General features: G+C 66.2%; 26 protein-coding genes. 18 read left to right on the top strand and 8 right to left on the bottom strand.

Annotated elements, in window-relative coordinates:
- Positions 1–586: 586 nt before the first annotated feature.
- From GGR62_RS18220 to GGR62_RS18230, 3 genes are all read left to right on the top strand, one after another.
- On the top strand, positions 587–2,659 hold the full coding sequence (locus GGR62_RS18220) for a tetratricopeptide repeat protein (RefSeq protein WP_184409253.1): 2,073 nt from the start codon (positions 587–589) through the stop codon (positions 2,657–2,659).
- 236 nt (positions 2,660–2,895) lie between these two features.
- Entirely contained in the window at positions 2,896–3,507 is a 612-nt protein-coding gene (locus GGR62_RS18225) for a YbhB/YbcL family Raf kinase inhibitor-like protein (protein WP_184409254.1), read from the top strand.
- A 209-nt stretch (positions 3,508–3,716) separates the two neighbouring features.
- Positions 3,717–4,727, top strand: a complete 1,011-nt coding sequence (locus tag GGR62_RS18230; protein WP_184409255.1) for an NAD(P)-dependent alcohol dehydrogenase — start codon at positions 3,717–3,719, stop codon at positions 4,725–4,727.
- A gap of 140 nt (positions 4,728–4,867) precedes the next feature.
- Here GGR62_RS18230 and GGR62_RS18235 read toward each other — a convergent pair whose 3' ends face one another.
- Entirely contained in the window at positions 4,868–5,686 is an 819-nt protein-coding gene (locus tag GGR62_RS18235) for an META domain-containing protein (RefSeq protein WP_184409298.1), read from the bottom strand.
- 132 nt (positions 5,687–5,818) lie between these two features.
- Entirely contained in the window at positions 5,819–6,613 is a 795-nt protein-coding gene (locus GGR62_RS18240; RefSeq protein WP_184409256.1) for an undecaprenyl-diphosphate phosphatase, read from the bottom strand.
- 222 nt (positions 6,614–6,835) lie between these two features.
- On the opposite strand from GGR62_RS18240, the gene glnA reads away from it, so the two are divergent.
- The 8 genes from glnA (at position 6,836) to GGR62_RS18280 (ending at position 14,831) form a co-directional block, all read left to right on the top strand.
- On the top strand, positions 6,836–8,245 hold the full coding sequence (gene glnA / locus GGR62_RS18245; protein WP_184409257.1) for a type I glutamate--ammonia ligase: 1,410 nt from the start codon (positions 6,836–6,838) through the stop codon (positions 8,243–8,245).
- Between the two features lie 275 nt (positions 8,246–8,520).
- Complete coding sequence (locus GGR62_RS18250; protein WP_002808480.1) at positions 8,521–8,859, top strand: P-II family nitrogen regulator; 339 nt, start codon at positions 8,521–8,523, stop codon at positions 8,857–8,859.
- A gap of 22 nt (positions 8,860–8,881) precedes the next feature.
- The gene (locus GGR62_RS18255; protein WP_184409258.1) at positions 8,882–10,324 is read left to right on the top strand and encodes an ammonium transporter; all 1,443 of its coding nucleotides are present in this window, start codon (positions 8,882–8,884) and stop codon (positions 10,322–10,324) included.
- 115 nt (positions 10,325–10,439) lie between these two features.
- Positions 10,440–10,592 carry a hypothetical protein gene (locus GGR62_RS18260; RefSeq protein ID WP_184409259.1) on the top strand — a complete coding sequence of 51 codons (153 nt, stop codon included), beginning with the start codon at positions 10,440–10,442 and terminating at the stop codon, positions 10,590–10,592.
- Entirely contained in the window at positions 10,592–11,641 is a 1,050-nt protein-coding gene (locus GGR62_RS18265; protein WP_184409260.1) for an ATP-binding protein, read from the top strand. Before GGR62_RS18260 ends, GGR62_RS18265 begins: the two co-directional genes overlap by 1 nt.
- Entirely contained in the window at positions 11,634–13,064 is a 1,431-nt protein-coding gene (gene ntrC / locus GGR62_RS18270; protein WP_184409261.1) for a nitrogen regulation protein NR(I), read from the top strand. Before GGR62_RS18265 ends, ntrC begins: the two co-directional genes overlap by 8 nt.
- A 467-nt stretch (positions 13,065–13,531) precedes the next feature.
- Positions 13,532–14,134: a superoxide dismutase family protein gene (locus tag GGR62_RS18275; protein WP_184409262.1), complete on the top strand. Its 603-nt coding sequence runs from the start codon at positions 13,532–13,534 to the stop codon at positions 14,132–14,134.
- 49 nt (positions 14,135–14,183) lie between these two features.
- The gene (locus GGR62_RS18280) at positions 14,184–14,831 is read left to right on the top strand and encodes a superoxide dismutase family protein (RefSeq protein ID WP_184409263.1); all 648 of its coding nucleotides are present in this window, start codon (positions 14,184–14,186) and stop codon (positions 14,829–14,831) included.
- Positions 14,832–15,418: 587 nt separating this feature from the next.
- On the opposite strand, the gene GGR62_RS18285 is transcribed toward GGR62_RS18280, so the two are convergent.
- Positions 15,419–15,856, bottom strand: coding sequence for a VOC family protein (locus GGR62_RS18285; RefSeq protein ID WP_184409264.1), 438 nt, complete (start codon positions 15,854–15,856; stop codon positions 15,419–15,421).
- Complete coding sequence (locus tag GGR62_RS18290) at positions 15,853–16,737, bottom strand: hypothetical protein (RefSeq protein ID WP_184409265.1); 885 nt, start codon at positions 16,735–16,737, stop codon at positions 15,853–15,855. The genes GGR62_RS18285 and GGR62_RS18290 overlap by 4 nt, the downstream gene beginning before the upstream one ends.
- Before the next feature lie 88 nt (positions 16,738–16,825).
- On the opposite strand from GGR62_RS18290, the gene GGR62_RS18295 reads away from it, so the two are divergent.
- Positions 16,826–18,121, top strand: a complete 1,296-nt coding sequence (locus tag GGR62_RS18295) for an acetyl-CoA C-acetyltransferase (RefSeq protein WP_184409266.1) — start codon at positions 16,826–16,828, stop codon at positions 18,119–18,121.
- 169 nt (positions 18,122–18,290) lie between these two features.
- Here GGR62_RS18295 and GGR62_RS18300 read toward each other — a convergent pair whose 3' ends face one another.
- The 3 genes from GGR62_RS18300 to GGR62_RS18310 form a co-directional block, all read right to left on the bottom strand.
- Positions 18,291–19,556: a heme biosynthesis HemY N-terminal domain-containing protein gene (locus GGR62_RS18300; protein ID WP_184409267.1), complete on the bottom strand. Its 1,266-nt coding sequence runs from the start codon at positions 19,554–19,556 to the stop codon at positions 18,291–18,293.
- Positions 19,553–20,530: a uroporphyrinogen-III C-methyltransferase gene (locus GGR62_RS18305; RefSeq protein ID WP_184409268.1), complete on the bottom strand. Its 978-nt coding sequence runs from the start codon at positions 20,528–20,530 to the stop codon at positions 19,553–19,555. Before GGR62_RS18305 ends, GGR62_RS18300 begins: the two co-directional genes overlap by 4 nt.
- 103 nt (positions 20,531–20,633) lie before the next feature.
- Positions 20,634–21,443 (bottom strand): uroporphyrinogen-III synthase, encoded by an 810-nt coding sequence (locus GGR62_RS18310; RefSeq protein WP_260306291.1) that lies wholly within the window; start codon positions 21,441–21,443, stop codon positions 20,634–20,636.
- A gap of 161 nt (positions 21,444–21,604) precedes the next feature.
- Here GGR62_RS18310 and GGR62_RS18315 point away from each other — a divergent pair, with 161 nt between their 5' ends.
- From GGR62_RS18315 to GGR62_RS18340, 6 genes are all read left to right on the top strand, one after another.
- The gene (locus GGR62_RS18315; RefSeq protein WP_184409270.1) at positions 21,605–22,414 is read left to right on the top strand and encodes a glycosyltransferase family 25 protein; all 810 of its coding nucleotides are present in this window, start codon (positions 21,605–21,607) and stop codon (positions 22,412–22,414) included.
- Positions 22,415–22,662: 248 nt separating this feature from the next.
- Entirely contained in the window at positions 22,663–23,133 is a 471-nt protein-coding gene (locus tag GGR62_RS18320) for a YiiD C-terminal domain-containing protein (RefSeq protein WP_184409271.1), read from the top strand.
- Between the two features lie 28 nt (positions 23,134–23,161).
- Positions 23,162–23,584 (top strand): hypothetical protein, encoded by a 423-nt coding sequence (locus GGR62_RS18325; RefSeq protein WP_184409272.1) that lies wholly within the window; start codon positions 23,162–23,164, stop codon positions 23,582–23,584.
- 76 nt (positions 23,585–23,660) lie between these two features.
- A complete protein-coding gene (locus GGR62_RS18330) occupies positions 23,661–24,098 on the top strand; it encodes a rhodanese-like domain-containing protein (RefSeq protein WP_016903395.1) in 438 nt (145 codons plus the stop codon).
- A 109-nt stretch (positions 24,099–24,207) separates the two neighbouring features.
- Positions 24,208–24,723, top strand: a complete 516-nt coding sequence (secB, locus tag GGR62_RS18335) for a protein-export chaperone SecB (RefSeq protein ID WP_184409273.1) — start codon at positions 24,208–24,210, stop codon at positions 24,721–24,723.
- Positions 24,724–24,737: 14 nt separating this feature from the next.
- On the top strand, positions 24,738–25,760 hold the full coding sequence (locus GGR62_RS18340) for an NAD(P)H-dependent glycerol-3-phosphate dehydrogenase (RefSeq protein ID WP_184409274.1): 1,023 nt from the start codon (positions 24,738–24,740) through the stop codon (positions 25,758–25,760).
- Between the two features lie 261 nt (positions 25,761–26,021).
- On the opposite strand, the gene GGR62_RS18345 is transcribed toward GGR62_RS18340, so the two are convergent.
- Positions 26,022–26,618, bottom strand: coding sequence for a diffusible signal factor-reguated Ax21 faimly virulence factor (locus tag GGR62_RS18345; RefSeq protein WP_184409275.1), 597 nt, complete (start codon positions 26,616–26,618; stop codon positions 26,022–26,024).
- Between the last annotated feature and the right edge of the window lie 73 nt (positions 26,619–26,691).

The raw sequence follows: 26,691 nt of genomic DNA on the forward strand, positions 1-26,691 counted from the left end.
AGGCCCTCAGCGTCACCGAACGTCAGTTGCATGGATCACTCCTCAACATCATGCGGGTAGTGTCGCGTATCTGTGGTGCGTTGTTCAGAGCTTCCCTAGCACGAATTGCTAGGTCGTGCAGGTGCTCAGATTCCCTTCCCAGCGTCCTCTGGAAACAAGGCGCAATGGCTCGAAATAATAATATTTTTGATTCGTGCGAAGTTTTAATAGCCCAACATCTAGGAACGCAGGTAGCGTTGCGCCATGAATGAAGGTCCTAATTCCTCCCGTGGATTGCCACCTTTCCAACCCCATAGGTATTGGTACTCTGATTGGTGGATCAACTGATTCTTCGACCTCGACGCTGAATGCAGTTTCCCAATGTATAGATCTCCAGTGGCCATTCTTAACCTTCCGAGCTTTACGCGTTTGATGAGAGGATCAAGCTAGCACGCGGTTTTTAGGTCAAGAAGCCGCTGTTTCCGACAGTTCAATGTGTGTGCCAAGCGTGCTTGCCCTGGGTCGCATCTCCTTTCGATGTGCATCACACGCCAGGCCGCCGCAGCGCATCGTTACAATAGCGGTTTGTTCTGGACACGCCGCTGCCATGCAAGACGCCATTCTTCAAGCCCTGCGCCGCAATGCGGCCGATGATGCGGTGGCACTGGCCCGCGAGTGGGTTCTCACCGCGCCCGAGACCGCTGCCGCGCATCGCTGGCTCGGCCTGTCCTTGCAGCAGCAGGGGCAGCCGGCACTGGCGCTGGCCAGTCTCGATACCGCGCTGACGCTGACGCCGGAAGACGCCGACCTGCATCTCTTGCGCGCCGGGCTGTTGCTGGCCACGCGCGACCTGACGGGCGCCGATGCCGCGCTGTTGCGCACCACCGCGCTGGACCCCAATCAGTTCAATGCCTACGTGATGCAGGCGCATCTGGCGGTGGCGCGTGGCGATCTGGACGAAGCCGAGCGGCTGAGCCGCACCGCCGCGCGACTGGCGCCGGAGCACCCGCAGCTGTTGGCGGTCGATGGCGTGGTGGAGCTGCGTCGTGGCCAGAGCGATCGCGCGCTGTCGCTGCTGACGCGGGCCGCCGAGCAGTTGCCGGACGATGCGCGGGTACTGTTCGCGCTGGGCTTTGCCTATCTGCAGAAAGAACATTTCGCGTTTGCCGAGCGCGCCTTCGAGCGCGTGATCGAGCTCAATCCGCCGGGCACCGCATTGCGCGCCTTCATCGCCCAGCTGGCCCAGCGGCAAGGTCGCCTGGACGATGCGCTGGCGGCGATGCAGGGCGTGCTCGCCCAGCCCGACGGCGACCTGCCGGCGATGCGCCGGCTTGCCGGCGAAATGGAATTGCAGGCCGGTCGCCCCGACCAGGCCGCCGCCCATCTGCGTCTGGCGCTGGCGCATTGGCCGGCCGACCGCCGCACCTTGCACGCCTTGCTCACCGCCTGGGAGCGGCTGGGCGCGGTGGACGACGCGCGCGACACCCTGGACGCGGCGCTGGCCACCTCGGCCAGTGCGCACGATTTGTGGCTTGCCCGCCTGGCGGTGGAGCCGGTCGGCGGGACGCAGGCACAGGCGGTGATCGAGCGCTGGCTGCTGGCCATGCCCGAGCACCTGCCCGCGCTGGAGGCGCTGATGCGCGTGCACGACATGCAGGGCCATGCCGATGCAGCGGAAGCGGTGGCGCGGCAGATCGTGGCGGTGGAGCCGGGTCGCATCAGTGGCGAGCAGCGCATCGTCGAAGCGCTGCTGGAGCGCGACCCGCCGGCAGCCATCGCTTGCGTGCAAGCGTTGATCGACTCGCTGCCCGCACCCCAGCAGACCATGCTGCGGCCGTGGCTGGGCAATGTGCAGGACCGCGCCGGCCAGCCCGACGCCGCACTGGCGACCTGGATGCAGTTCCAGCGCGAACAGGCGCCGCATCGGCTGCCGTTGCCGCCGCAGGCCGCCAAGCAGCCAAGGCAGTGGCCGGCGCTCGGGACCATTCCCGATACCGTCACTGCGCGCCCGCTGTTCGTCTGGGGTACGCCCGGGTCGCACGTCGAGCGCCTGACTGCGGTGATGGGCGCGGCCACCCCGCTGGCGCGCGGCGACCGTTACGGCAGCACGCCGCCGTCCGATGGACTGCAGAGCTACCGCACCGTCGAGCAACTGGCGTCGGGCGAACTGGCGCCGATGGCGCTGGTGGAAGGCTGGAAGGCGCAGTTGCCACGGCGCGGCATCGACGACGGCAACGTCATCGACTGGCTGCTGTGGTGGGACAACACCTTGCTGACCGCGCTGCGCCCGCATCTGCCCGAAGGCCGGCTGGCGATTGCGCTGCGCGACCCGCGCGACATGCTGCTGGACTGGCTGTCCTCCGGCGCCCCCGCGCCGCTGGCGCTGGAGTCGCCGCAGCAGGCTGCCGGCTGGTTGCTGGCGGCGTTGGAACAACTGGCGGTGCTGCACGAGCAGGATCTGTACCCGCACCGGATCATCCGGCTGGACGGCATCGAAAGCGACCCGCAGGGGATTGCCGATGCGCTGGAGCAGGCGTTCGGGTTGAGTTTCCCGCTGATCGAGCCACGCGGCCCGGCGCGCCTGGCATCTGGCCGCTGGCGCGACTATCGCAGCGTCCTGGGCGCGCAGTTCGATGGGCTGACCCCGATTGCGGTGCGCCTGGGCTACCCGCAGGACTGAGCAGCGCTCCCCACCGCCGCGCTCGCCGCGCGGCGGGCGCGACCGGTACGCGGAGGCGGCGCTATGAGCTGCGCGCGCGCCGTGTTGCAGCCATGTCGCTGCCGCATCAAGCGCCGGTCTGGCTGCCTGGAGCAACGAAGATCCGGCTGGATGCATCACAGGGTTCCACTGCGATGGCTTCCACTGCTGCACGGACGCAGGCACCCTGATCGGCCTCATTTCCCACGGAGACCTGCATGCGCCTGAGCAGCGAGAGCATCGAAAACGGCAAGCCCATCGCGGTGGAATTCGCCGCCGGCACGCCCGAAGGCTTTGCGCCCAACCGCAATCCGCATCTGGCCTGGAGCGAGGTGCCCGCCGGCACGCGTTCGTTCGCGTTGCTGTGCCTTGACCCGGATGTGCCGACCGTGGCGGACACCGTGGGCCGCGACGATGTGCAGATTCCGGTCGAGCAGCCGCGCACCGATTTTGTGCATTGGACAATGGTCGATATCCCCGCCGACGTGCAAGCCATCGCGGCAGGCAGCTGCAGCGATGGCTTCGTGCCCAAGGGCAAGCAGCAGCCAGCCGGCCCGGCCGGTGCGCGTCAAGGCCTGAATTCGTACACCGATTGGTTCGCCGGCAATGCCGAGATGGCCGGCAATTATCTTGGCTACGACGGCCCCTATCCGCCGTTCAACGACCTGCGCCTGCACCGCTATTTCTTCCGCGTGTTCGCGCTGGACGTGGCGCAGCTCACTCTGCCGCAGACCTTCACGGCAGCCGACGTGCTGTCGGCGATGCAGGGCCACGTGCTCGCCGAAGCGACGTTGCACGGCACCTACACGCTGAATCCCTCGCTGCGCTGAGCGATCCCCGGTGTGGCCATGCGCCCACCGGGCAAGTAGATGGCGCAGTGCTTACGCCAGCCTGGGCGATCGGCTCCATTGCGTGCGTGTGCACGATCGTCCCGGCGACGGATGCCAGGTTGGCGTTGCAACACCCAGGGCGTTCTTCGCCCTGTATTCCCCCATGACGTCGGTCGCAGTGCGCTGGCGTCTCAGCATAGGTAGTTCAAATGAAAGCATTCCAGATTGGCAAGCAGACCGGCCTCGATAGCCTGGTCGCGGCAGAGCACCCCGAGCCGGTTGCAGGCCCTGGCCAGGCCATCGTCGCTCCGCGGCTGGTCAGCCTCATCAATCGCGATCTGCAGATCCTCCATGGCACCTATGGAGGCAAGCTTGCGGACAATCGCATTCCCACCTCCGAAGGCGTGGGGATCGTGATATCCGTCGGCGAAGGCGTCACCCAGGTCAAACCGGGCGACCGCGTGGTATGCGGCCACTTTCCCGCCTGGCTGGATGGTGCGTTCGATGCCGACGTGTTCGCCCACGATATCGGCGCCACCCACGATGGCTGGCTGGCGGAGAAGGTCGCATTGCCCGCAGCGGCATTGATCAAGGTGCCCGATACGTTGGAAGACAAGGACGTGGCCGCGCTGGCGTCGGCGGCAGTCACTGCATGGAATGCCCTGGTGGAAGTGGCCGCGATCAAGCCGGGCGATCTGGTGCTGTGCCTGGGCACCGGTGGTGTCTCGATGGCCGCGCTCGAAATCGCCAAGGCGCATGGCGCCCGCGTCGCCATCACCTCGTCCAGCGACGAAAAGCTCGCACTCGCACGCGAGTTGGGCGCCGAGATCACCGTCAACTATCGCACCAGCCCCGACTGGGCCGCCGAGGTGCTGGAGCGCTCCGGCGGTGGCGCCAACATCATCATCGAGACCGGTGGCCAGGACACCTTGGGACAGTCGATCAAGGCGGCGGCGGTGAACGCAACCATCGTGGTGATCGGCGTGACTCCGGGACGCGCTTCCCCGATTCCTGACTACGTTGCGTTGATCCGCAGGAACATCACCATCCGCGGTATCGCCAATGGAAGCCGGGCGATGTTCGAGGAGTTGCTGCAGGCCATCGATCGGCATCGGATCAAGACGCTGGAGAGCCGGACCTTCCGGTTCGACGAAGCGCCCCAGGCCTATGCGTACTTCGCCAAGGCGCAGCACGTCGGCAAGGTCTTCATCCAATTCTGAGCCGCGGGTTTCGCTGTGGCCGCGTGACTGCGGCCACAGCGCGGACGGCTGGCCCTCGGCGACACGCAGTTCGTCTCGTGCGGCCGCCCGCCAGGCCGGCGCCCTGCGGCAGCGCCGGCGACCCACGCGCATCACAGGCGTTAGCTGCCGGCTTCGATCATCTGGTCGAGCACGTACACCGGCCCGGCATCCGGGCCTGCGCCAGCCGGATAGCGGGTGACCCGCAGCAGGGTACGGATGCCGGCTTCGTGGTCGTAGCCTTCGATCGTGCCGTCGAAGGGGTGCCAGGGCGTGGCGGCCTGTGCAGTGGCCGGCGCGCCCGGATCGTGCTCGCGCAGTTGCAGGCATTGGCGCGACGGGGCGGAAGGGCAGGCCACGGTGGCGGCGGCCACTTCGACGACCAGCGTCTGTCCGGTGCCGCCGTAGCGGGTGTTGGCCATGGCCACACCGCCGAACACCAGCCGGGTGCCATCGCTGCGCGTCAGCGTCAGCCGGGGCGCGGCCGGTGCCGTGTCCAATGCCACCGTGAAGCGGCCGGACAGCAGGTCGCTGGCGGCGCGTTCTTGCGCCATGCGTCGCGATTGCGCGCACAGGCGTTTGCTCGATACCACCCGGCCGATCTGCAATTGCGTCTGCGTCACGCTGTAATTGGCCCCCAGCGCGTTGCAGGTCTGGCTGACCTGGATGCGTTGTTCGGCAAAATCCAGTTGCAGTGGCGCGCTGCCGGCCACGAACAGGCTGCGCAGGGCCGTTCCGTGTGCATCGCTGGCCTGCTGCAGTTGCCAGTGCTGCGCCTGCAAGGCGGCGCGTAACGGAGCGTTGTCGCTGACGGGCGCGGCCGCTGCGGTCGAGGCGGCAGTTGTGTCCGGCGCGGCGCTGCCGGCGCCGGCTGTCGCGCCCGAGCCGCAGGCCGTCACGCCCGCCGCCAGCAGGGCTGGGGCAAAGAACACGGCACGCATCGGCAGCTCCCGGTGATCGAGGTCCCATTGATACCGCCAGCGTGCGGCGGCGGCAATGACCGGCGTCACTGCTCGCGCAGTTGCCCTGCCGGCCGCCTCTGCAGCGAGCGGCAGGGCCTGCGCACTTGCGGCTCAGGCCGCGACTGGCAACCACAACAGCAGGGCGGCGCCGAGCACGATGCGGTACACCGCAAACACCGTGAAGCGGTGCTTCTTGATGTAGCCGAGCAGCCACTTCACCACCACAAAGCCGGTAATGGTCGCCGCCACGAAGGCCACCGCCACATCGGTCCAGTTCTCGCTGCCGACGCCGCCTTCCTTGTACATCTCCAGCAGCGCATAACCGCTGGCCGCGAACATGGTCGGAATGCCCACCATGAACACGAAGTCCGCCGCCGCCGAGCGCTTGCTCAGGCCCAGCAGCATGGCCAGGAAGATCGCCGAGGCCGAGCGCGAGGTGCCGGGGAACACGCCCGCCACCACCTGCGCCAGACCGACCGCAATGGCGACCTTCCAGGTCACCACGTCGCGCTCGGGCAGCTTGCCGGCAAAGTGCTCGGCCACCAGCATCCACACCCCGCCGATCAGCAGCGCCCAGGCCACCGGGTGCACGGTTTCCGGCAGTTGCCAGCCGGCCTTGCGCACGATCAGGCCCACCACGGCGGTGACCAGGAAGGCCACGCCGATCTTGAGCACGTAGTCGCGGTTGTCGCGTTCGCCCAGGCCGGTGGCCAGGGTCCACAGCTTCTGCCGCAGCGCCAGGCAGATCGCCAGGATCGCGCCGGCCTGGATGACGATATTGAAGAAATCAGAGCGGCGTCCGAGCCATTGTTCGGCGATCAGCAGGTGGCCGGTGCTGGAAATCGGCAGGAATTCGGTAAGGCCTTCGAGGATGCCTAGCAGCAGGGCGGAAATCAGGTCGGACATCGGACTGGAGAGGGGGGTGGGGGAGGCGCAAGGATAGTGCATTGCGGCACGCACTATATTGGTGCAGCATATCGGCAAGTAGCACTGTTATGGTGCTATCACAACGCGAGCGACCTCAAGCGATGCAAGCAAAATCAAGAACTTGTGAGCATCGCCAGGTTGGCACGGTCCCTGCTCTATTACCGCTCACGAGCCACTTAACTCCTGCCGAGGTTTCTTCCGATGTCCGTGGAAAACGTTGAAAAGCTGATCAAGGACAACAAGGTCGAGTTCGTCGACCTGCGCTTCGTCGATATGCGTGGTGTACAGCAGCACATCACCTTCCCGGCCAACATCATCGAGCCGGCGTTGTTCGAAGAAGGCAAGATGTTCGATGGCAGCTCCATCGCGGGTTGGAAGGGCATCAACGAGTCGGACATGGTGTTGCTCCCGGACGCCGGCACCGCGTACCTGGATCCGTTCTTCGCCGATCCGACCATCGTGCTCACCTGTGACATCCTCGATCCGGCCACCATGCAGAGCTATGAGCGCGACCCGCGCGGCATCGCCAAGCGCGCCGAGGCCTATCTCAAGTCCTCCGGCACCGCCGACCAGGCGTTCTTCGGCCCGGAACCGGAATTCTTCATCTTCGATTCGGTCCGCTTTGCCAACGAGATGGGCCACACCTTCTTCCAGGTGGGTTCCGAAGAAGCGGCCTGGAACACCGGCGCCAAGTACGACGGCGGCAACAGCGGCTACCGTCCGGGCGTGAAGGGCGGCTACTTCCCGGTTCCGCCGACCGACACCCTGCACGACCTGCGCGCGGAAATGATCAAGACGCTGGAACAGGTCGGCATCGAGACCGAAGTGCACCACCACGAAGTGGCCACTGCCGGCCAGTGCGAGATCGGCACCAAGTTCAGCTCGCTGGTGCAGAAGGCCGACGAACTGTTGACGATGAAGTACATCATCAAGAACGTCGCCTACCGCAACGGCAAGACCGCCACCTTCATGCCCAAGCCGATCGTCGGCGACAACGGCAGTGGCATGCACGTGCATCAGTCGCTGGCCAAGGGCGGGGTCAACCTGTTCTCCGGCGACGGCTACGGCGGCCTGTCGCAGATGGCGCTGTGGTACATCGGCGGCATCTTCAAGCACGCCCGCGCGATCAACGCCTTCGCCAACTCCGGCACCAACAGCTACAAGCGCCTGGTTCCGGGCTTCGAGGCGCCGGTGATGCTGGCCTACTCGGCGCGTAACCGCTCGGCCTCGTGCCGCATTCCGTGGGTCACCAACCCGAAGGCGCGCCGCATCGAAATGCGCTTCCCCGATCCGTTGCAGTCCGGCTACCTGACCTTCACCGCGCTGATGATGGCCGGCCTGGACGGCATCAAGAACCAGATCGACCCGGGCGCACCGAGCGACAAGGATCTGTACGACCTGCCGCCGGAAGAAGAGAAGCTGATCCCGCAGGTGTGTTCCAGCCTGGACCAGGCACTGGAAGCGCTGGACAAGGACCGCGAGTTCCTCAAGGCCGGCGGTGTGATGAGCGACGACTTCATCGACGGCTACATCGCGCTGAAGATGCAGGAAGTCACCAAGTTCCGTGCTGCAACGCATCCGCTGGAGTACCAGCTGTACTACGGCAACTGAGTTCCACCGCGGTGATGGCGGAGGCCCCCCCTCCCACCTCCGCCATCGCCGCACATGTTTGATCGGTCCACGGCATCGGCCGTGGATCGACGGGGTATCGAGAGAGCACGCAGTTCGCGACGCGCGGGCCTGACCTCTCCCACGAGGCGGGTGCATCGCAACCGCTGGGGTCTGCGCAATCGCGAACGATCGGATGCCGGGGTTGGCATCCAGGTGAATGACACCGCCGGGCGGCGCAATGCCGGCCGGTTCTTTCCACCATTCGGGGTATGCGCATGAAATTGATCACCGCCATCATCCGGCCGTTCAAGCTCGACGAGGTCCGCGAGGCCTTGTCCGCCGCTGGCGTGTCGGGCATCACCGTCACCGAGGTCAAGGGCTTCGGGCGTCAGAAAGGCCACACCGAGCTGTACCGCGGTGCCGAGTACGTCGTGGACTTCCTGCCCAAGATCAAGATCGAAACGGTGGTGACCGACGACCGGCTGGACGCAGTGGTCGAGGCGATCCAGAACGCCGCCGGCACCGGCAAGATCGGCGACGGCAAGATCTTTGTGACTGCGATCGAGCAAGTGGTGCGGATCCGCACCGGCGAAATCGGCGCCGATGCGCTCTGAGTCCCCCACCTCCGGAGGTCGTATGAAGACAGTTCTGTTTGCCGGGTGGAAAGCCCGGTTCTATCGCGTGTGCATGCTGATGCTGTTCAGCGCGCTGGTGGTGGGCGGCATGGGCAGCGCGCAAGCGCAGTCCACACCGCAGGTCACCCCGTTACCGACCGAGCCGGTCACCACCGAACCGCTGCCGTCCGCGCAGCCGGCCGCCGCGCCGGTCGCTGCTGCCGAAGCCGCGCCAGTGGTCGACAAGGGCGACGTCGCCTGGATGCTGACGTCCACGCTGCTGGTGCTGCTGATGGTGGTGCCGGGTCTGGCGTTGTTCTACGGCGGCATGGTGCGCGCCAAGAACGTGTTGTCGGTGCTGATCCAGGTCGCAACGGTGTTCTCGCTGTTGACCGTCCTGTGGGTGCTATACGGCTACAGCCTGGCGTTTTCCGGCGAAGGCCCGTGGATCGGCAACCTGGATAAAGCGCTGCTCAAGGGCGTGACCATCGAGAGCCTGTCGGCCACCTTCACCAAGGGCGTGAGCCTGCCGGAATACGTGTTTATCGGGTTCCAGGCGACCTTTGCCGGCATCACCGGCGCGCTGATCGTCGGCGCCTTCGCCGAACGCGCCAAGTTCGCTGCGGTGCTGCTGTTCTCGGTGATCTGGTTCACCTTCGGCTATCTGCCGCTGGCGCACATGGTCTGGGCCACCGGCGGCTACCTGTTCGGGCTGGGCGCGCTGGATTTTGCCGGCGGCACCGTGGTGCACATCAACGCCGGTATCGCCGGTCTGGTGGGCGCCTACTTCGTCGGCAAGCGCGCCGGGCTGGGGCGTGAGGCGATCAAGCCGCACAACGTGACCCTGACCTTCGTCGGCGCTTCATTGCTGTGGGTGGGCTGGTTCGGCTTCAATGCCGGCTCCAACCTGGAAGCCAACGCCGGTGCGGCGCTGGCCTTCCTCAACACCTTGCTGGCCACTGCCGCCGCCGTGCTGGGCTGGTCGCTGACCGAGAAGTTCATCAAGGGCAAGTCCTCCGCCCTGGGTGTGGCCTCGGGCATGGTGGCCGGCCTGGTCGGCATCACCCCGGCCTGCGGCACGGTCGGGCCGTTCGGCGCCATCGTCATCGGCCTGGCAGCCGGCGTGCTGTGCGTGTGGGGCGTCACCGGTCTCAAGCGCCTGCTCGGCGCCGACGACAGCCTGGACGTATTCGGCGTGCATGGCCTGGGCGGCATCATCGGCGCGATCCTGACCGGTGTGTTCTCGGCAGCCTCGCTGGGCGGCCAGAAAGGCGGCGACTACGACATCGTGCATCAGGTCGGCATCCAGGCGCTGGGCGTGGGCATCACCCTGGTGTGGATCGGCGTGGTGTCGGTGGTGGGTTTCCTGGTCGCCAAGCTGGTGTTCGGCCTGCGCGTGACCGAAGAAGCCGAACGCGAGGGCCTGGATATCACCTCGCACGGCGAAGCCGCATACGAGTCTTGACCATGCACACCTGCGGCCACGCTGCTGCAGGTGGCGCCACGACCCGGCCGGTAGAGCCCGCCGGGTCCGTTCTCTTCGCCGACCTGACCGGCGGATCAATTGCCGAGGTGCCTGCATGACCAGCCCCACGCCCGTGACCGTCGGCGCGGATGCGCGCTGGATCGGTGCGACCTGCGACCTGCCGGCGGACATTCTTTTTAGCCATGCTTCGTTTTGCGCGCCATCCGCGCAGGCCGATCCTGCCTGCACCAACTTGGTGCGGGACTGATGTCGTCTTCCATGCCATCGCTGGATAGCCTGGGCACCCCGGTGGCCTGGGCCGACCGCGAAGGCCGCGTGCTGGGGGTCAACCCGGCGTTCGCCCGCTGGCTCGGGGTCAGTGCGCGGCGCCTGGTCGATCAACCGCTGGCCGCGCTGGAAGTGCAGGGCGATGCGCTCGCGCGTTTCCTGCTCAACGACGAACGCGACATCCTGCGCCTGCACCGGCTGGCGCTGGGGCTGCCTAACGACGCGCCGCGCTTTGCCGAAGGCTGGCTATCGCGGCTGGACGATGGGGGCTGGCTGCTGGAAACCCATCCGGTCGATGAATTCCCGGCGCTGGATCCCACCCATGCATTGCCCAATGCCTTGAGCGCTGCGCTCAAGGGCCTGGCCCACGAGTTGCGCAATCCGCTGGCCGGGCTCAAGGGCGCTGCGCAACTGCTGGCGCGGCGCTCGGGCGGGCGCGATGAAGACGAGCGCGAGCTGATCGAGTTGATTGGCACCGAGATCGAGCGCCTCAATACCTTGCTCGAACGCCTGCTCTCGCCCAGCCCGCTGCGCCCGCATGACCGCCTCAACATCCATGTCGTGCTCGAGCGCGTGCTGCGCCTGGCCGAGGCCGAGGGCGGCTGGTCGGTGCAGGTGCAACGCGACTACGACCCGAGCATCCCGGACATCCTCGGCGATGGCGACCGCCTGACCCAGGCGGTCTGGAATTTGGTGCGCAACGCCTTCCAGGCCGGCGCCACGCGGGTGACCCTGCGCACCCGCGTCGAGCACGGCCAGCGCATCCGCGACCGCGTGCATGCGATGTCGCTGCGGCTGGAAATCATCGACGACGGCGGCGGCGTGCCGGAAGAACTGGCCGAGCACCTGTTCCTGCCGTTGGTGAGCGGCCGCGCCGAGGGCAGTGGGCTTGGCCTGGCGCTGGCCCAGCAGGTCTCGCGCGAACACCACGGTACCCTGACCTACCGCTCGCGCCCGGGGCATACCGTTTTCACCCTGCTGCTGCCCGAGTTGGCCGGCGATCACGACAAGGAGCATCTGCATGGCTGAGGCCGCCGCCGCATCCCACCATATCTGGGTGGTCGACGACGACCGTTCGGTGCGCTTCGTACTGTCAACGGCCTTGCGCGATGCCGGCTATGCCGTCGATGGTTTCGACAGCGCCGCCGCCGCGTTGCAGGCGCTGGCGATGCGACCCACCCCCGATCTGCTGTTCACCGACGTACGCATGCCCGGCGAGGATGGCCTGACCCTGCTCGACAAGCTCAAGTCCAAGCACCCGCAATTGCCGGTCATCGTGATGTCGGCCTATACCGATGTCGCCAGCACCGCCGGCGCGTTTCGCGGCGGCGCGCACGAGTTCCTGTCCAAGCCGTTCGATCTGGACGATGCGGTGGCCTTGGCTGCGCGCGCGCTGCCCGATGCCGATGCAACGGTCGACACCATCGTCGGCACGCCGCTGTCGGAAGGGCCGGCATCGTTGATCGGCGACACCCCGGCGATGCAGGCCTTGTTCCGCGCGATCGGACGCCTGGCGCAGGCGCCGCTGTCGGTGCTGATCAACGGCGAAACCGGCACCGGCAAGGAACTGGTCGCACGCGCGCTGCACAACGAATCGCCACGGTCGCGCAAACCCTTTGTCGCACTCAACACCGCCGCGATCCCGGCAGAACTGCTGGAAAGCGAGTTGTTCGGCCATGAAACCGGCGCCTTTACCGGCGCCACCAAACGCCATATCGGCCGCTTCGAACAGGCCGATGGCGGCACGCTGTTCCTGGACGAAATCGGCGACATGCCGCTGCCGCTGCAGACGCGTTTGCTGCGCGTGTTGGCAGAGAACGAATTCTTCCGCGTCGGTGGGCGCGAGTTGATCCGCGTGGATGTGCGCGTGATCGCCGCCACCCACCAGGATCTGGAGGCGTTGGTCGAACAAGGCCGTTTTCGTGCCGACCTGCTGCATCGTCTGGACGTGGTGCGTTTGCAATTGCCTCCGTTGCGCGAGCGCCGTGGCGACATCGCACAACTGGCCGAAAACTTCCTGGTCATGGCCGGCCGCAAGCTCGACATGGTGTCCAAGCGGCTGTCGCCCGCGGCGCTGGAAGGGCTGCGCCAGTACGACTGGCCCGGCAACGTCCGCGAGCTGGAAAACGTGTGTTGGCGCCTGGCCGCATTGGCCACCGCCGACATCATCGACGTGATCGACGTAGAGGCTGCCCTGGCCCGTGGCGGCCGCCGCCAACGCGCCGGTCGCAGCGATGGGCAATGGGACGAGATGCTCTCCAGCTGGGCCGCGCAACGCCTCAGCGAAGGCGCCCAGGGCCTGCATGCCGAAGCGCGCGATCGCCTGGACAAGACCCTGCTCGAAGCGGCGCTGCAACTCACCCAGGGCCGCCGCGCCGAAGCCGCCGCACGCCTGGGCCTGGGCCGCAACACCGTCACCCGCAAACTCGGCCCAGGCCGCAAACGCCGCTGATAAGCCCCTCTCCCGCCTGCGGGAGAGGGGCTGGGGTGAGGGACGCCTGCGTCGATGAAAAACCGTGCTACACGCGCGGTGTTCGAGCCAAGCAGCGAACACCGCGAGATTGACGAGCATCACGATGGCGAGCGTGCATGAGCTCGCCGTTTTCTCGCACGCACGTGCCCCTGTCTCGATTGCCCGGCGGCGAACGACGCCCCCATCCGCCCTTCGGGCACCTTCCCCCGCAGGCGGGAGAAGGCAAGCCACGCGGGCAAGGCAAGCAATGCGGGAGAAGGCAAGCATCGATCATCGCGTTTGAGCCCCTCTCCCGCCTGCGGGAGAGGGGTTGGGGTGAGGGCGCCCCGTGCCCACATCCCGGCCCGCGACACCAACCCCGTAAACTCCTGGGCTGCCCGGCGCATTTCATGGCACGTGAACATGCGCCCGCATAGGTTTTCAGCCTGATCAAGGAGAACAGCTCGATGCGTTACCGGTCGTCCACGGTCGTTGCCCTTACCGCGCTGGCGCTTGCCGCCTGCAGTACGACGCCCCCGGCGCCGCCGCCGCCACCTCCACCGGCGGCGCGCGTGGTGCCGGTCCGTCCGGTGCAGCAGGCCGAAGCAGCGCTCGCCTCGGCGTCGGGCAGCCTGGTCAGCGGTCGCGTGGTGTTGGTGCCTGCCCTGCAGGGTATCCGCATCACCGGCACCGTCGGGGGGCTGCGGCCAGGCGGCGTGGCCGGCTTCCATGTGCATGAGCGAGGCGATTGCAGCGCTGCCGATGCCAGCACTGCCGGTGCGCATTTCAACCCCACCGGTACGCCGCACGGACGCGCCGGCAGCAATCCCCATCACGCCGGCGACATGGACAACCTGCGCGCCGACGCCGAGGGCGTTGCGCATCTGGACATGATCGTGGCCGGCATCACCCTGGGCGACGCCGCGCCTACCGATGTGGTCGGCAAGTCGCTGGTCGTGCACGCCGATCCGGACGACTACCGCAGCCAGCCCAGCGGCAACGCAGGCGCACGTCTGGCATGCGGCGTCATTCGCGTCACCCAGTGGCGCACACCCCCGACGCAGCCCTGAATTGGGGCATCAATGACCGCAGCTGCGGTCCCTTTACCGGAGATTTTCCATGCGCATTCTTCCGACGACCCTGTTCCTGGCCACCGCTTTGGCATTGACTGCGTGCAAGCGCGAGGAACCTGCCCCGGCCGACCCCGCACCCGCACCGCAGGCCGGCGCCCCGGCCGAAGCGGCCCACGGCGGCGAGCATGCCGCGTCCATGGTTACCGAAGCGGCCGCCACCACCACCGCCACCGCCGAGCTCAAGCCGACCAAGGGCAACGAGGTCAAGGGCACGGTCAGCTTCAAGACCGTCGACGGTGCGCTGCGCGTCACCGGCCAACTCAGCGGCTTGAAGCCCAACACCGAGCACGGCTTCCATATCCATGAGAAGGGCGATTGCAGCGCCCCGGACGGCAGCAGCGCGGGCGGCCACTTCAATCCGGCGCAAACCGATCACGGGATGGTCAGCAGCGATCCGCATCACGGCGGCGACATGCCCAACATCAAGGCCGACGCGCAGGGCAATGCCAGCATCGACGGTCCGGTCTCGAACAACGTCAATCTCGGCAAGGCCGATCAGTTCGATATCGCCGGTCACGCAGTCATCGTGCACGCCGATGCCGACGACTATAAAACCCAGCCCACCGGCAACGCCGGCGGCCGTCTGGCGTGCGGCGTGATCACCACCGACAACGCGCAGGCAGCGACCAAGTAAGCATTGAAGAAACGCCGCAGTGATCGATCGCTGCGGCGTCCTTGTGTGATGCGCAATGGCGGGTTGTTGGTTACGTGCGCATTGCACCTGCTCACTGGACAAGCAGGCTGGTGCATTCGGCACCCAGGCAACGCACCACGTGATGCTGCTGACAGACAGGTAGCGATTCGTTGTCAGCAGCGATCGATGCCTGCGGCGTGAGTTTCAACGCGCATAGCCAAACTAGTTTGATCGTTGCGTGCGCAATCCATCAGCTCAGTGGGCAATGAGGATGCTGCGTTTGGCATCGATGCAACTCAATGCCGCTGACAAACACGTAGCGATCCGTTATCGGAAATGATCGATCACTGCGGGCGCTGGTGTGTGATGCGCGGCACTGGATTTCTTGCTGTCGTTCGTTGCGCAATGCACTGGATCGCTAAACAGCGAGGCTGCGCGTTCGGCGCGCAGGTAGTCGCGCAATGACTGCGGCGAACAATGCAACGCGTCGTGGTCAGGCGGGTATGGATGGCGCGGAGTGCCTGACCTCAGAGGGCTGCATCGGGATTGGCGACACTGGTGGTGGCGATGTGGCGTGTCAGCCTTGCCTAGTAATTCGCCCACAATCCCGGCGTTGCCAGTTCCAGCAAATGCGCATCGGGATCGCGGAAGTAAATGCTCTGCCCACCGCCGGGCCATTGCGTGCGGCCTTCGATGGCCAAGTCGCAGGTCTGCAGATGGGCTTCCCAGCCGGGCAATGCATCGGTGGCAATGGCCAGCGCGTAATGCGTCCGTCCGCTGCCATCGTGTGGAGGAATGGTGCCGCCGGGCAGCGTGGCCGTTGTCGACGTGCTGCCTTGCACGAACAGCAGCAAAACCTGTCCGGGTGCGATTGCGTAGGCGGCCATGCGCTCATCTCGGTGCATGGGCTGCAGTCCCAGCACGCGCGCATAGAACGCACACGCACGGTCCAGGTCCGCGACATACACGCCGGTTTCCAGCACGCCCTGCAGTGCAGGAGGCGTGGAACCCGGCGCGCTGCTCATGCCGCCAATGCGTGCTGCGGATCCTGGCCCGGTTCCACATGCACGTATAGCACCGGTAGCCCGTGCGCTTCCAGCACTGCGGCCATCTGCCGCTGACGCGCCAGATATTGCTCGTACACACCGCGCAAGCGATCGCAGTTCTCGCGGTCGTGCGCGTAGTGATCGCACCAGCCGGCCGGGTCGAACAGCGCGATGCGCACTTCGCCATTGGTGTAGCGCAGCACCGGTTCGGGCGACTGCTGCAGCCACTCTTCGGTATCCGGAGCGAGCAGCGCGGCCTCGATCACCGGCCACAGCGGCGCCAGTCCCTGATTGTCGTACTGCATCGACACCATCGCCGCCAGATCGTGTGCGGTGAGATAGCGCGCATGCTCGATACGTGCGCCGAAGCTTTCCTGCGCCAGCAACGCGGTGTCGGCCTGGGCCATGCCCTGGGCCAGCAGGATGTCTTCCATCGCATCGGCCACGGTCGCCACGATCTGCGGATCGCCGGTCAGCAGGAACGGCAGCACGCGCAGGCCGCCGCCGGTCAGCTGGGTATCGGCCTGGAAGGGAAGCGGAATCTCGCCCTGTGCATCAGCGCCGAAGGCCAGCACGCGCGGGCCCTGATCGCGTCCGGGCGCGCGTGCATGCAGTTCTTCCAGCCGACGATGCAACGGCCAACCCGGTCGCAGCACTTCGGCCGGATCGAAATGCGCCATCGCCACGCTCAGCTCCAGTGCCCGCACCTCGGGGATCCACTGCGCCAGGTCGCGGCCGATACGTTCGGCCAGCATCCCGGCCTGCTCGGGCGCCAGGGCGCCACGCTCGGGGGCGGTGCCGCCCGTCAATTCCAGCGCCATCACACCCATGGCGGTCACGCGGTGTTCGGTCTTGCTCATGATTCGCGGTTGGCCCATCACGGGGTCGAAGCTACACTGCGGCCATTATGCCTGCCAGCCCTGTGCAGGCCATGTCCCCGAGTCCTCCATGCCAGGTCAACCGATGCCCGCAGCTCGTCCCGTCGCCATTCTCGGTGGCGTTCGTATCCCGTTCTGTCGTCAGAACACCGCGTACGCGGATGTGGGCAACCTGGGCATGTCGGTGCGCACGCTGGGCGCATTGGTCGAGCGCTTCGGCCTGCATGGGCAGCAGCTGGGCGAAGTGGCGATGGGCGCGGTCATCAAGCACTCCTCGGACTGGAACCTGGCCCGCGAAGCGGCGCTGTCGTCGGGCCTGTCGCCGCTGACGCCGGGCATCACCCTGCAGCGCGCCTGCGGCACCAGCCTGGATTCGGTGATCACCATCGCCAACAAGATCGCGCTGGGGCAGATCGACTCGGGCATCGGCGGCGGTTCGGACACCACCTCGGAAGTGCCGATTGTCTACGGCAAGAAGTTGCGTGCGCGGCTGATGGCCGCCAACCGCGCCAAGGCGACCGGCGACAAGCTCAAGACCCTGCTGCGCGGTTTCAAGTTCGGCGAACTCAAGCCGGAGTTTCCCGGCGTGGCCGAGCCGCGCACCGGCAAGAGCATGGGCGACCATTGCGAGGACATGGCCAAGCAATGGAACATCTCGCGCGATTCGCAAGACGAATGGGCGGTGTCCTCGCATCACAAATTGGCCGCCGCCTATGAGCGCGGGTTCTTCGATTCGCTGATCGCCCCGTTCCGTGGCGTGTCGCGCGACAACATTTTGCGCGCGGATACCTCGCTGGAAAAACTCGCCACGCTGCGCCCGGCGTTCGACAAGGTTTCCGGCCGCGGCACGCTGACCGCCGCCAATTCCACCCCGCTGACCGACGGCGCCGCCGCGGTGCTGCTGTCCAGCGAAGCCTGGGCGCTGGCACACGGCCATACACCGATGGCCTATCTGCGCGATGCGCAGGTGGCGGCGGTGGACTTCGTGCATGGCGAAGGCCTGTTGATGGCGCCGACCATTGCCGTGCCGCAGATGTTGGCGCGCCAGGGCCTGACCCTGCAGGATTTCGATATCTACGAAATCCACGAGGCCTTTGCCGCGCAGGTGTTGTGCACGCTACGCGCGTGGGAGAGCGAGGATTACTGCCGCACGCGGCTGGGCCTGGATGCGCCGCTGGGCCGTATCGACCCGGACAAGATCAATCCGCTGGGCTCGTCGCTGGCCACCGGCCATCCGTTCGCCGCCACCGGTGCGCGCGTGGTGGCGACCGCCGCCAAACAGCTGGAAGAACGCGGCGGCGGCCGTGCATTGATTTCGATCTGCACCGCCGGTGGCATGGGCGTGGTGGCGATCGTCGAGCGCTAGGCTGCTGCGCAGCGGGATTGGGCATTCGGGATTGGGGATTGGCAAAAGCACAAGCGTGCTGTTCTGCTGCGAACCCCAAACGCACGAATCCCGCAGCGGTGGGTTGCGCACCCGCAATTGGTAAACGCAACAACATGCGTTTGCGAATCCCGCACTCCAGACATCCTGTTTATGGAATGCGATCGTCCGGCGTTAGCGGATCGGTCGGCGGCGTTTGGTAAGCCGACACGGTGGGCGCATGCGACTGCTGTGGCTGCAAGCCCTCGCGTACCGGTTCGCCGCGTGCGGCGCGCAGGGCGTTGGCGTAGCAATGCTGCGCCGAGAGCAGGTCGCCAGCTGCCGCAAAGCCATGTCCCAGCTCTTCCCATGCGTCGCTGCCGGCACCGGCGGCCACCGCGCGATGCAGGAATTCCTCGGCCTGCGACTCCTGTTGTTGATGGCGTGCCAGGCGCGCCAGCGTCAGCAATAGGCCCGGGCTGTCCGGGTACTGGGTCAGCCAGCGCTGGGCGCTGGCACGACGCGAATCGTATTTTTCCAATGGCAGCACGCCGTACAGACGCACCAGCGATTCGTCCCACTGGGTATCGAGCGCCTGCTCCAGGCTATGCACCGCCGCATCGTCCCAATGCAGTACTGCCGCGCGCTGGGCATAGGCGGCAACGATGGCGGGAGAGGTGCGCAGCGACTTGGGCAGCGCTTCCCAACGTTGTGCCAGCGCATTGGCGTCGTCGGCCTGCAACAGCGTCTGTTCGGCAAGTGTCGCTTCCAGTGCGCTGTAAGCCTCCGGTGCCAGCACCGCCTGCTGACGCAATGCGCCGAGCTGGCCGTAGGCCTCGTCGGCGCGACCGATCTGCGCCAGTGCGTGCGTGCGCAGCAGCAAGCCACGTGCCGGCAGCGGCTGGGCGCTGGCGATATCCAGTGCGTTGATCGCCTCGACCGGGCGTTGCCGGGCCAGATGCCGTTCGCCTTGCAACAACGCGTGTGCGGTGGGGTCGCGCTCGGACAATTGCTGGACCAATGCATTGGCCGCGACGTCGTCGCCGCGCGCATCTGCCACCCGCACCGCGCTTGCCAGTGCGATGCCGCTGACCTCCTCGTCTTCGCTGGCGTTGACCAGCAGGCGCTCGGCGCGCTGCCACTGACCATGGTCGGCAGCGCGCAGGCCTTCGATCAGGCGTGCACGTCCCTTCCTGCTGCGGTATTTGCCCCACACCCGGAACGGCAGGCTGATCAGCGTCCACACCAGCCAGAGCACCAGCAGCGCGATGACCAGAATCAGTACCGCCTGCGGCATCGCCGCGTGGTAGTCGTTGCCGCCGACGCTGACCACCACATTGCCCAGGTCATAGCTGTTCTGGTGCGAAAGCCACTGCGCACCGAGCACGCCCAGCGCCACGGCAACCAACAGGATCAAGACAGTACGCAATACTTTCATTGGGTGGATCTCCCTTCACGCATGGCCTGCAGTTGCAGCAGGGTGGTGCCCAGTTCCGGCAGGCGAGGACGCAGTGGTGCTTGTTGCAGGCTGCGCAGGCGCGTACGCACCTGGCGGCGTTGTGGCGAATCCGGCCACAGTCGTGTGGTCCAGCTATCCACGCGGCGCAGCGATTGTGCGAACCCGTCGGCATCGCCGCGTTCTGCGGCTGCGCGGGCCAGGCTGATTTCGATCTGCAAGGCATCGCGCGCGGCGTTGCGATCGCCACCGAGCAACAACGCATCGCCACGGCTGGGGCGAATGTCCACCAACGGGGACAACACTTTCTGCCACCACGGGTGTGCCGCCTGGCCTTGTTCTGCGGTCTGCTCGGGCAATCGCTGCAGCTCGGTGGCCAGGTGGTCCAGCGTCTGTGCTACCTGCGCCTGCGGGCCGGCACCGAGGCGATCGAGCGCATCGCGTTCCTGCACCAGTGACTGACGCAGATTGAGATAACCCGGGTCGTCGATGCCGTTGAGCACGCCATTGGCCAGCGCGTAGGCGCGCCGCGCGCCGTCGGTGTCGCCGGCAATGCTCAGCCGTTGCTGGCCGAGTCGCAGCAGCAATTCCACTTCATCCAGGCGCAGCGCCTGGGCGCCATGACGCGTGGGATCGGCCAGTTTCTGAACGCTGTCTTCGAGCAGGGCGCTGCGTTGGCTCAGGCCAAGCATTTCATCGCGCAACACGCGGTTGGTCGCGGCCGCATCGGCCAGGCGCTCGTTGGCCAGGCGTTGATCGCGGCGCAGCGTGTCCAACATCTGCTGGGTGCCGTCCCAGCGCTGTTGCTGCGCCTCGGCGGCCTGCAACTGCGCGCCTTGATAGCTCTGCCATGCACGCCAGCCGAGAAACAGCGCCACGCCCATGGCGGCCACGGCGACGACCAGCAGCAGCCATGCCAGGGGAAAGCGTCGCGGGGAAGCGGGCATGTCGGTCATTCGGGCATCCTCGGGCGGGCACGACAGGCGCGGTCGCCACAGTCATCCGCCACAGCATGGCGTGCAGCGGCAGACCCCCGCAAGCCGTACTTGAGTTCGCAGTTCAGCAAGGTCGCGGCAGTGTCACGATCGTTGCAGCGGTAGCGGCCAGTTGTGCAGGCAGTGGACCGGCGGCGCGCACCACATGGGCGAAACCGGCGAGCTGTGCGGCCTGCAGGACGCGATCGCTGGAGGCCACCACCGGGCGCTGCCGCCATGCCTGCACCAATTGTTCAGGCAACTGCTGCAGCACCAGCGACAGTGCTTCGATGCTGCTCAGCGCCAGCACGCTGCGCGGTAACGCATCGGCCAGGGCGTGCACGGCCGATGCACGCAAGCGCAGCGCGATGCGTTGGTAGACGTCGGCACGCAGGATGCGCGCGCCGCGCTGTTCCAGCGCCGGAGCCAGCATGCCGCGTCCGCCTGGCGCGGTGATCAGGCCGACCGCCTGCAGTGGCGGCTGAAACAGCTCCAGCGCAAGCAGCCCCTCGCTGTCCATGCGCGCAGGGCGCACGACTGCATCGATCCTGCAGGCCCGCAATGCGCGCGCGGTGCCATCGCCCACGCTGACCCAGTGCGCCTGCGCCGGCCGCCGCAATGGCGAAAGACGCTGCGCCGCACGGACCGCTGCCGGGCTGGTGAACACCACGATCGGTGCGTCCAATGCCAACCGCAACGTCTCGCGTGCCTGCGCGGTGGCGTTGGTCTGCAACCGCCACGGCGATAGCGCCAGCACGCGCCCGCCATGCAGCGCAGCGGCCTGCCGCAGCGGTGCATGCTCGCCACTGGGCCGCAGCGAGATCAGGGTCCAGGCGTCGGTTGGAGCAGGTCGGATCATCCGGCGATTATGCGAGAGCGCGGCAGTGGCTGGCAGGCGCGGTGACGTTCGGGCAGTCCGGGAAGAGTCCAGGGGCGTACCAATGGGTGCATGCGTGCGCCATGGATCTTTTTAAGCGCCAGGAAATAAATTTGTAACTTCTTGAAAAATATGTGAATCAGACCACGATCCGCCGACAACCAAGCCGGAATGGCGCCGTGATCACCTCCTACCTCATCAATATGCAACGCAGCAGCGATCGTCTGCAGGCCATGTCGGCGCGCTTCCAGTCGCTGGGTCTGCCGTTCGAGCGCATTCCTGCCGTCGATGGCGCCACCCTGACGCCCGAGCAGATCGCCGACTTCGTGCGCGAGCGGCCACTGGAAGGCTCCGGGGATGGGTTCAGCACCGGCCCGCGCAAGTGGACCGCATCCAATATTGGCTGCTTTCTGAGTCATCAGGCAGCGTGGCGCATCGCCGCCGAGTCCAGCGCTGCCTACACCGCCATCTTCGAAGACGACATGCATCTGTCCGACGCGCTGCCGGCACTGCTGCGCAGCACCGACTGGCTTCCGGCCGGTAACAGCATCGTGCGGCTGGAGCCGTCCTACAACCGGATCAAGCTCGATACCAAGGTCGCCGATGTCGCCGGCCGCCAGCTGCGCCTGGTGCGTCCATCGTCCCATCAGCATTGCTGGCCGGTGTGCGCCGGCGCGCTGATCATCAGCCGCGATGCGGCGCGCTTGCTGCTGGCGGCCGAAGCGCGTTGGCACACCATGGCCGATATCTTCCTGTTCGGTTGGAATGAGTCGCCGGTGGCGCAACAACTGTCCACCTACCAGCTTTCGCCGGCTGCCTGCATCCAGGACAAGTTCTTCCATGCCGCACCGGAGCAGATCGTGTTCACCAGCACCATCGATGCGCCGTTGACCCAGGCCCAGAAACAGCGCAGCGCGCATTGGAAGGCCAAGGCCACCGCGTTGCTGCGCGTGGCGCAGGGCTATCGCAAGGTCGTGTTTGCACCTTAGTGCGGCGAGCACGACGATTGCGCGCATCGTCAGGTGGACACGCCCGGTGCCCGGTGCAGTCTCAACGTCACGCCTAACGACCGCGCGCCAAGTCTCCGGGCTGCTGATACGCGCCGCAAAACCGATGCATGCAGCGATCCGCGATTGCCCACGTTCACCATGCGGTACCGCATGTCTTCCAGGTGCACAAGACGCTCGCGGAACATTGCGGCATGATGCCGCCCTTCGCCGTCCTTCAGCCTTCGCAGATGACCTCTTCGTGCACGCTCGCCTCCGCCCTGCAGTCATTGCAGCAGCAGTTCATCGCCATGCCGCCAGTGCTGTCGATGGGCATCGCCGTCGACGGCTTGCATGACGGCGCATTGCGCCTGCGTGCGCCGCTGCAGGCAAACGTCAACGACAAGGCCAATGCATTCGGCGGCAGTCTGGCCTCGCTGATGACGCTGGCCAGTTGGGGGTGGTTGACGCTGCAATTGCAACTGGCCGGGCACAGCGCCGATGTGTACGTCGCCGACAGCCAGCTGCGTTACGTGGCGCCGGTGTACGAGGACCTGGTGGCCAATGCCGAGCCATCCGAACTGGGCAGCTGGGAGGCGTTTTTGGGCACGTTCCGTCAGCGCGGCAAGGCGCGCATCGGCATGCGTGCGCAGATCGCGCTGGGCTCCGGCGCAGCGGCGGCCACCTTGAGCGGACGCTTCGTGGCGTTTCCGAAACGGTAGGATGCGGGCTGGACTCGGGGGAATGCGCATGCGTGCAGTGATCGGAGCAATGCTGTTGCTGGGGCTGGCGCTCCTGAGCGGGGTGGCCAACGCCGGCAGCCGCGCCCAGGCGCGCGCGCTGCAGACCACCCAGGCCGCCTACACGGCCGCCGTGCGCTGGAGCGATTTCGATGCCGCACAGGGCTTTATCGAACCGGCTTACGCCCAGGCCCATCCGCTCAGCGATCTGGAGCGCTCGCGCTACGAGCAGGTGCAGATCTCCGGCTACCGCGAGGTGCGGGTAGGCGACGACGTCAATGGCGATCTGCGCCGCGAGGTCGAGTTGCGCGTGATCAACCGCAACACCCAGGCCGAGCGGCTGGTACGTAGCACCGAACTGTGGCGCTGGGATGCCGAGCGCAAACGCTGGTGGCTGGCCAGCGGCCTGCCCGACTTGTGGCAGGGCCAGTAGCCCGCAGCAACCGACGCTGGCCGTCGCGTGCGCCAGCTGTGCGACAATTCCCGCCCGCTCGACTGACCCTGACCCCGTGAATTTCGAAGAGCTGCAGGCCTTTGTCGGCCGCAACCCCATGCTGTCGCTGGCCCTGGTGGGCCTGACCATCGCCTTGATCGTCACCGAGGTCGCGCGCCTGTTCCGTGGGTATCGCGCACTCAAGCCGGCCGAGCTGACCCGCCTGATCAACAGCGAGAACGCGCTGGTGATCGACCTGTCGCCCACCGCCGACTTCGAAAAAGGCCATATCGCCGGCAGCCGCAACGTGGCGCTGGCCAAGTTCGACCCGGCCGGCAAGCTGCTGGCCAACGCCAAGTCCTCGCCCGTGGTGGTGGTCTGCCGCAACGGCAATGCCTCCGCCGGTGCGGCCAAGACGCTGAAAAAAGCCGGTTTCGAGCAGGTCTACTGGCTCGACGGCGGCGTGGCCGCCTGGCAGATGGCCGAACTGCCGCTGGTCAAGGGTCGCGCCTGACCCACCTTGTGCGGCGCCAGGCAAGCCCCCATTGCTTGCGTGAGATACTGCCGCTTTCACGTCTGCATCACTCAACGTTGCATCCATCGAACCGTTTCTGGAGTTAGGAATGTCCGACGAAATCATCAACGGCGCAGTTGCGCCGGCCGACGCCGCTGCTGGCCCCGCGTTCACCATCGAGAAGATTTACGTCAAAGACGTTTCTTTCGAATCGCCGAACGCACCGGCTGTCTTCAATGACGCCAACCAGCCCGAGCTGCAGCTGAACCTCAATCAGAAGGTGCAGCGCCTCAATGACAGCGCCTTCGAAGTGGTGCTGGCCGTCACCCTGACCTGCACCGCCGGTGGCAAGACCGCCTATGTGGCCGAAGTGCAGCAGGCCGGCGTGTTCGGCCTGGTGGGCCTGGAGCCGCAGGCGATCGACGTGCTGCTGGGCACCCAGTGCCCGAACATCCTGTTCCCGTACGTGCGCACCCTGGTCAGCGATCTGATCCAGGCTGGCGGCTTCCCGCCGTTCTACCTGCAGCCGATCAACTTCGAAGCCCTGTATGCAGAAACCCTGCGTCAGCGTTCGCAGGGCGAAGGCACCTCGCTGGCCGATTCCGAGCCGGCCGGCAACGCCTAAGCGTTGTGGTGCCAATGAGCGATGTGAAACACAAGATCGCCGTTCTCGGCGCCGGTTCCTGGGGCACTGCCCTGGCCGCGCTGCTTGCCAGACACGGTCACCCGACCGTGCTCTGGGGACGCGATGCATCGATGGTGGATGCCATCGACCAACGCCACGAGAACGTGCGCTATCTGCCCGGCATTGCGCTGCCCGATAGCCTGCGGGCCACCACCGATCTGCAGCTGGCCATCGCCGACGCACACTGGATTCTGGTCGTGGTGCCGTCGCATGCGTTCACCGAAACGGTCAAATTGATTGCACCGCTGGGTCCGGCCACGGTCGGCGTTGCCTGGGCGACCAAGGGATTCGAACCCGGTTCCGGGCGTTTCCTGCACGAAGTGGCGCGCGACATCCTCGGCGACGTTCCGCTGGCGGTGGTGACCGGACCGTCGTTCGCCAAGGAAGTCACGCTCGGTCTGCCGACTGCCGTCACCGTGCACGGCGACGATGCGGCGTTCGCGCAAATCGTCGCCGACGCCATGCACGGCCCCACCTTCCGCGCCTACACCGGCGATGACATGGTGGGGGCCGAGCTGGGCGGTGCGATGAAGAATGTCCTGGCGGTGGCGACCGGCGTGGCCGATGGCATGCAACTGGGCCTCAATGCACGCGCCGGGTTGATCACCCGTGGCCTGAACGAGATGCTGCGCCTGGCCGCAGTGATCGGTGCGCGCCCGGAGACGCTGATGGGATTGGCCGGTCTGGGCGATCTGGTGCTGACTGCGACCGGCGATCTGTCGCGTAACCGCCGGCTGGGGTTGGCGTTGGGACGCGGTCAGAGCCTGAGCGATGCGATCCGCGAGATCGGCCAGGTGGTTGAATCGGTGCAGACGGCCGATGAAGTCATGCGTCAGGCCGAACAGCACGGCATCGAGTTGCCGATCTCCAACGCCGTGCGTGCGGTCCTGCATGGCGAGATCACCCCGGAAGCGGGATTGAAGGAATTGCTGGCACGCGAGCGCAAGCCCGAGTATCCGCAGACCTTGTTCACCTGAGCGGGGTGTCGCGGCGATTGCGCTGCGCAGAACCAACAAAAAAGCCCGGCGATGCCGGGCTTTTTTGTTGCTCGCGTGCATCGGCTCACATCTGTCGCTGCGTGGCGTAATTGCGCAGGCGTGCAGCATGTGGACGCTGCGCCGGGCCATGGACGCGTGCGTCACGGCCAACCAATCGCCCAAAAGAAAGAAGCCCGGTCGTGGGACCGGGCTTCCAATGCAACGCGGGAGAGAGAGTCGCGCTGCCGTCAAACGTGCGGCTTACCAGCTGAAGCGCGGGCCGACCGACCATTCCTTGTTGCCGTCGCCATCCATACGGATGTCGCCGTTGATGCCCCAGTTCTGGTTCAACTTGACCTGGGCGCCGAGGCGGCCGTAGAAGTTGTCACCGATATCGACGCCACGCTTCTTGGAGAAATCTTCGTAACCAGCCAGCGCGTAGACTTCGAAGTGCTCGCCGAAGGCGTTACGCAGACCGGCTTCAACGCTGTAGCCGTCGAAGCTGATGTTCGGGGTGTCCAGGTCCAGCTTGCGGTAGGCAACGCGGGCAACGAAGTCGGTGCTCGTGGCGATTTCGTGGTTGTAGCCCACGCCGACGCCCCATTGCTGGAAATCGGAGTTGGAGCTTTCGAACACGTTGTCGTCGTCGTCAGCGTTCTGCTTGCTGTAGTCGCCGAACACGTGGAAGTTGGGAGCGACGGCGTAAGACGCCTTCACGCCCCAACCATCAGCGTCGCGGCCTTCGGTCGGAGTGCGCACATAGTCGCCTTCGACGAAGTTGTAGGAGAGGTTTTCAGCAGCGGAGGCCGCAAACGGCAGGGCTGCGAGAAGGCCGAGGGCCAGCAGTGAAGTCTTCATGGTCAATACCTGTACTTATGGTTTGGGCCGGCGCTGAGGCGGATGCCGTTCGCTGCCGAGATGTAAATTCTCC

The sequence above is a fragment of the Xanthomonas sp. 3075 genome (genome assembly GCF_014197275.1).
Lineage (GTDB): Bacteria > Pseudomonadota > Gammaproteobacteria > Xanthomonadales > Xanthomonadaceae > Xanthomonas > Xanthomonas campestris_B.

Coding starts and splice junctions, on each gene's coding strand:
- GGR62_RS18250 (WP_002808480.1), top strand. CDS start 8,521: ATGAAATTGATCACCGCCATCATCCGGCCGTTCAAGCTCGACGAGGTC.
- GGR62_RS18300 (WP_184409267.1), bottom strand. CDS start 19,556: ATGAAAGTATTGCGTACTGTCTTGATCCTGTTGGTTGCCGTGGCGCTG.
- ntrC (WP_184409261.1), top strand. CDS start 11,634: ATGGCTGAGGCCGCCGCCGCATCCCACCATATCTGGGTGGTCGACGAC.
- GGR62_RS18260 (WP_184409259.1), top strand. CDS start 10,440: ATGACCAGCCCCACGCCCGTGACCGTCGGCGCGGATGCGCGCTGGATC.
- GGR62_RS18280 (WP_184409263.1), top strand. CDS start 14,184: ATGCGCATTCTTCCGACGACCCTGTTCCTGGCCACCGCTTTGGCATTG.
- GGR62_RS18230 (WP_184409255.1), top strand. CDS start 3,717: ATGAAAGCATTCCAGATTGGCAAGCAGACCGGCCTCGATAGCCTGGTC.
- GGR62_RS18290 (WP_184409265.1), bottom strand. CDS start 16,737: ATGAGCAAGACCGAACACCGCGTGACCGCCATGGGTGTGATGGCGCTG.
- GGR62_RS18320 (WP_184409271.1), top strand. CDS start 22,663: ATGACCTCTTCGTGCACGCTCGCCTCCGCCCTGCAGTCATTGCAGCAG.
- GGR62_RS18285 (WP_184409264.1), bottom strand. CDS start 15,856: ATGAGCAGCGCGCCGGGTTCCACGCCTCCTGCACTGCAGGGCGTGCTG.
- GGR62_RS18240 (WP_184409256.1), bottom strand. CDS start 6,613: ATGTCCGACCTGATTTCCGCCCTGCTGCTAGGCATCCTCGAAGGCCTT.
- GGR62_RS18295 (WP_184409266.1), top strand. CDS start 16,826: ATGCCAGGTCAACCGATGCCCGCAGCTCGTCCCGTCGCCATTCTCGGT.
- GGR62_RS18225 (WP_184409254.1), top strand. CDS start 2,896: ATGCGCCTGAGCAGCGAGAGCATCGAAAACGGCAAGCCCATCGCGGTG.
- glnA (WP_184409257.1), top strand. CDS start 6,836: ATGTCCGTGGAAAACGTTGAAAAGCTGATCAAGGACAACAAGGTCGAG.
- GGR62_RS18220 (WP_184409253.1), top strand. CDS start 587: ATGCAAGACGCCATTCTTCAAGCCCTGCGCCGCAATGCGGCCGATGAT.
- GGR62_RS18305 (WP_184409268.1), bottom strand. CDS start 20,530: ATGACCGACATGCCCGCTTCCCCGCGACGCTTTCCCCTGGCATGGCTG.
- GGR62_RS18325 (WP_184409272.1), top strand. CDS start 23,162: ATGCGTGCAGTGATCGGAGCAATGCTGTTGCTGGGGCTGGCGCTCCTG.
- GGR62_RS18265 (WP_184409260.1), top strand. CDS start 10,592: ATGTCGTCTTCCATGCCATCGCTGGATAGCCTGGGCACCCCGGTGGCC.
- GGR62_RS18275 (WP_184409262.1), top strand. CDS start 13,532: ATGCGTTACCGGTCGTCCACGGTCGTTGCCCTTACCGCGCTGGCGCTT.
- GGR62_RS18345 (WP_184409275.1), bottom strand. CDS start 26,618: ATGAAGACTTCACTGCTGGCCCTCGGCCTTCTCGCAGCCCTGCCGTTT.
- GGR62_RS18340 (WP_184409274.1), top strand. CDS start 24,738: ATGAGCGATGTGAAACACAAGATCGCCGTTCTCGGCGCCGGTTCCTGG.
- GGR62_RS18235 (WP_184409298.1), bottom strand. CDS start 5,686: ATGCGTGCCGTGTTCTTTGCCCCAGCCCTGCTGGCGGCGGGCGTGACG.
- GGR62_RS18255 (WP_184409258.1), top strand. CDS start 8,882: ATGAAGACAGTTCTGTTTGCCGGGTGGAAAGCCCGGTTCTATCGCGTG.
- secB (WP_184409273.1), top strand. CDS start 24,208: ATGTCCGACGAAATCATCAACGGCGCAGTTGCGCCGGCCGACGCCGCT.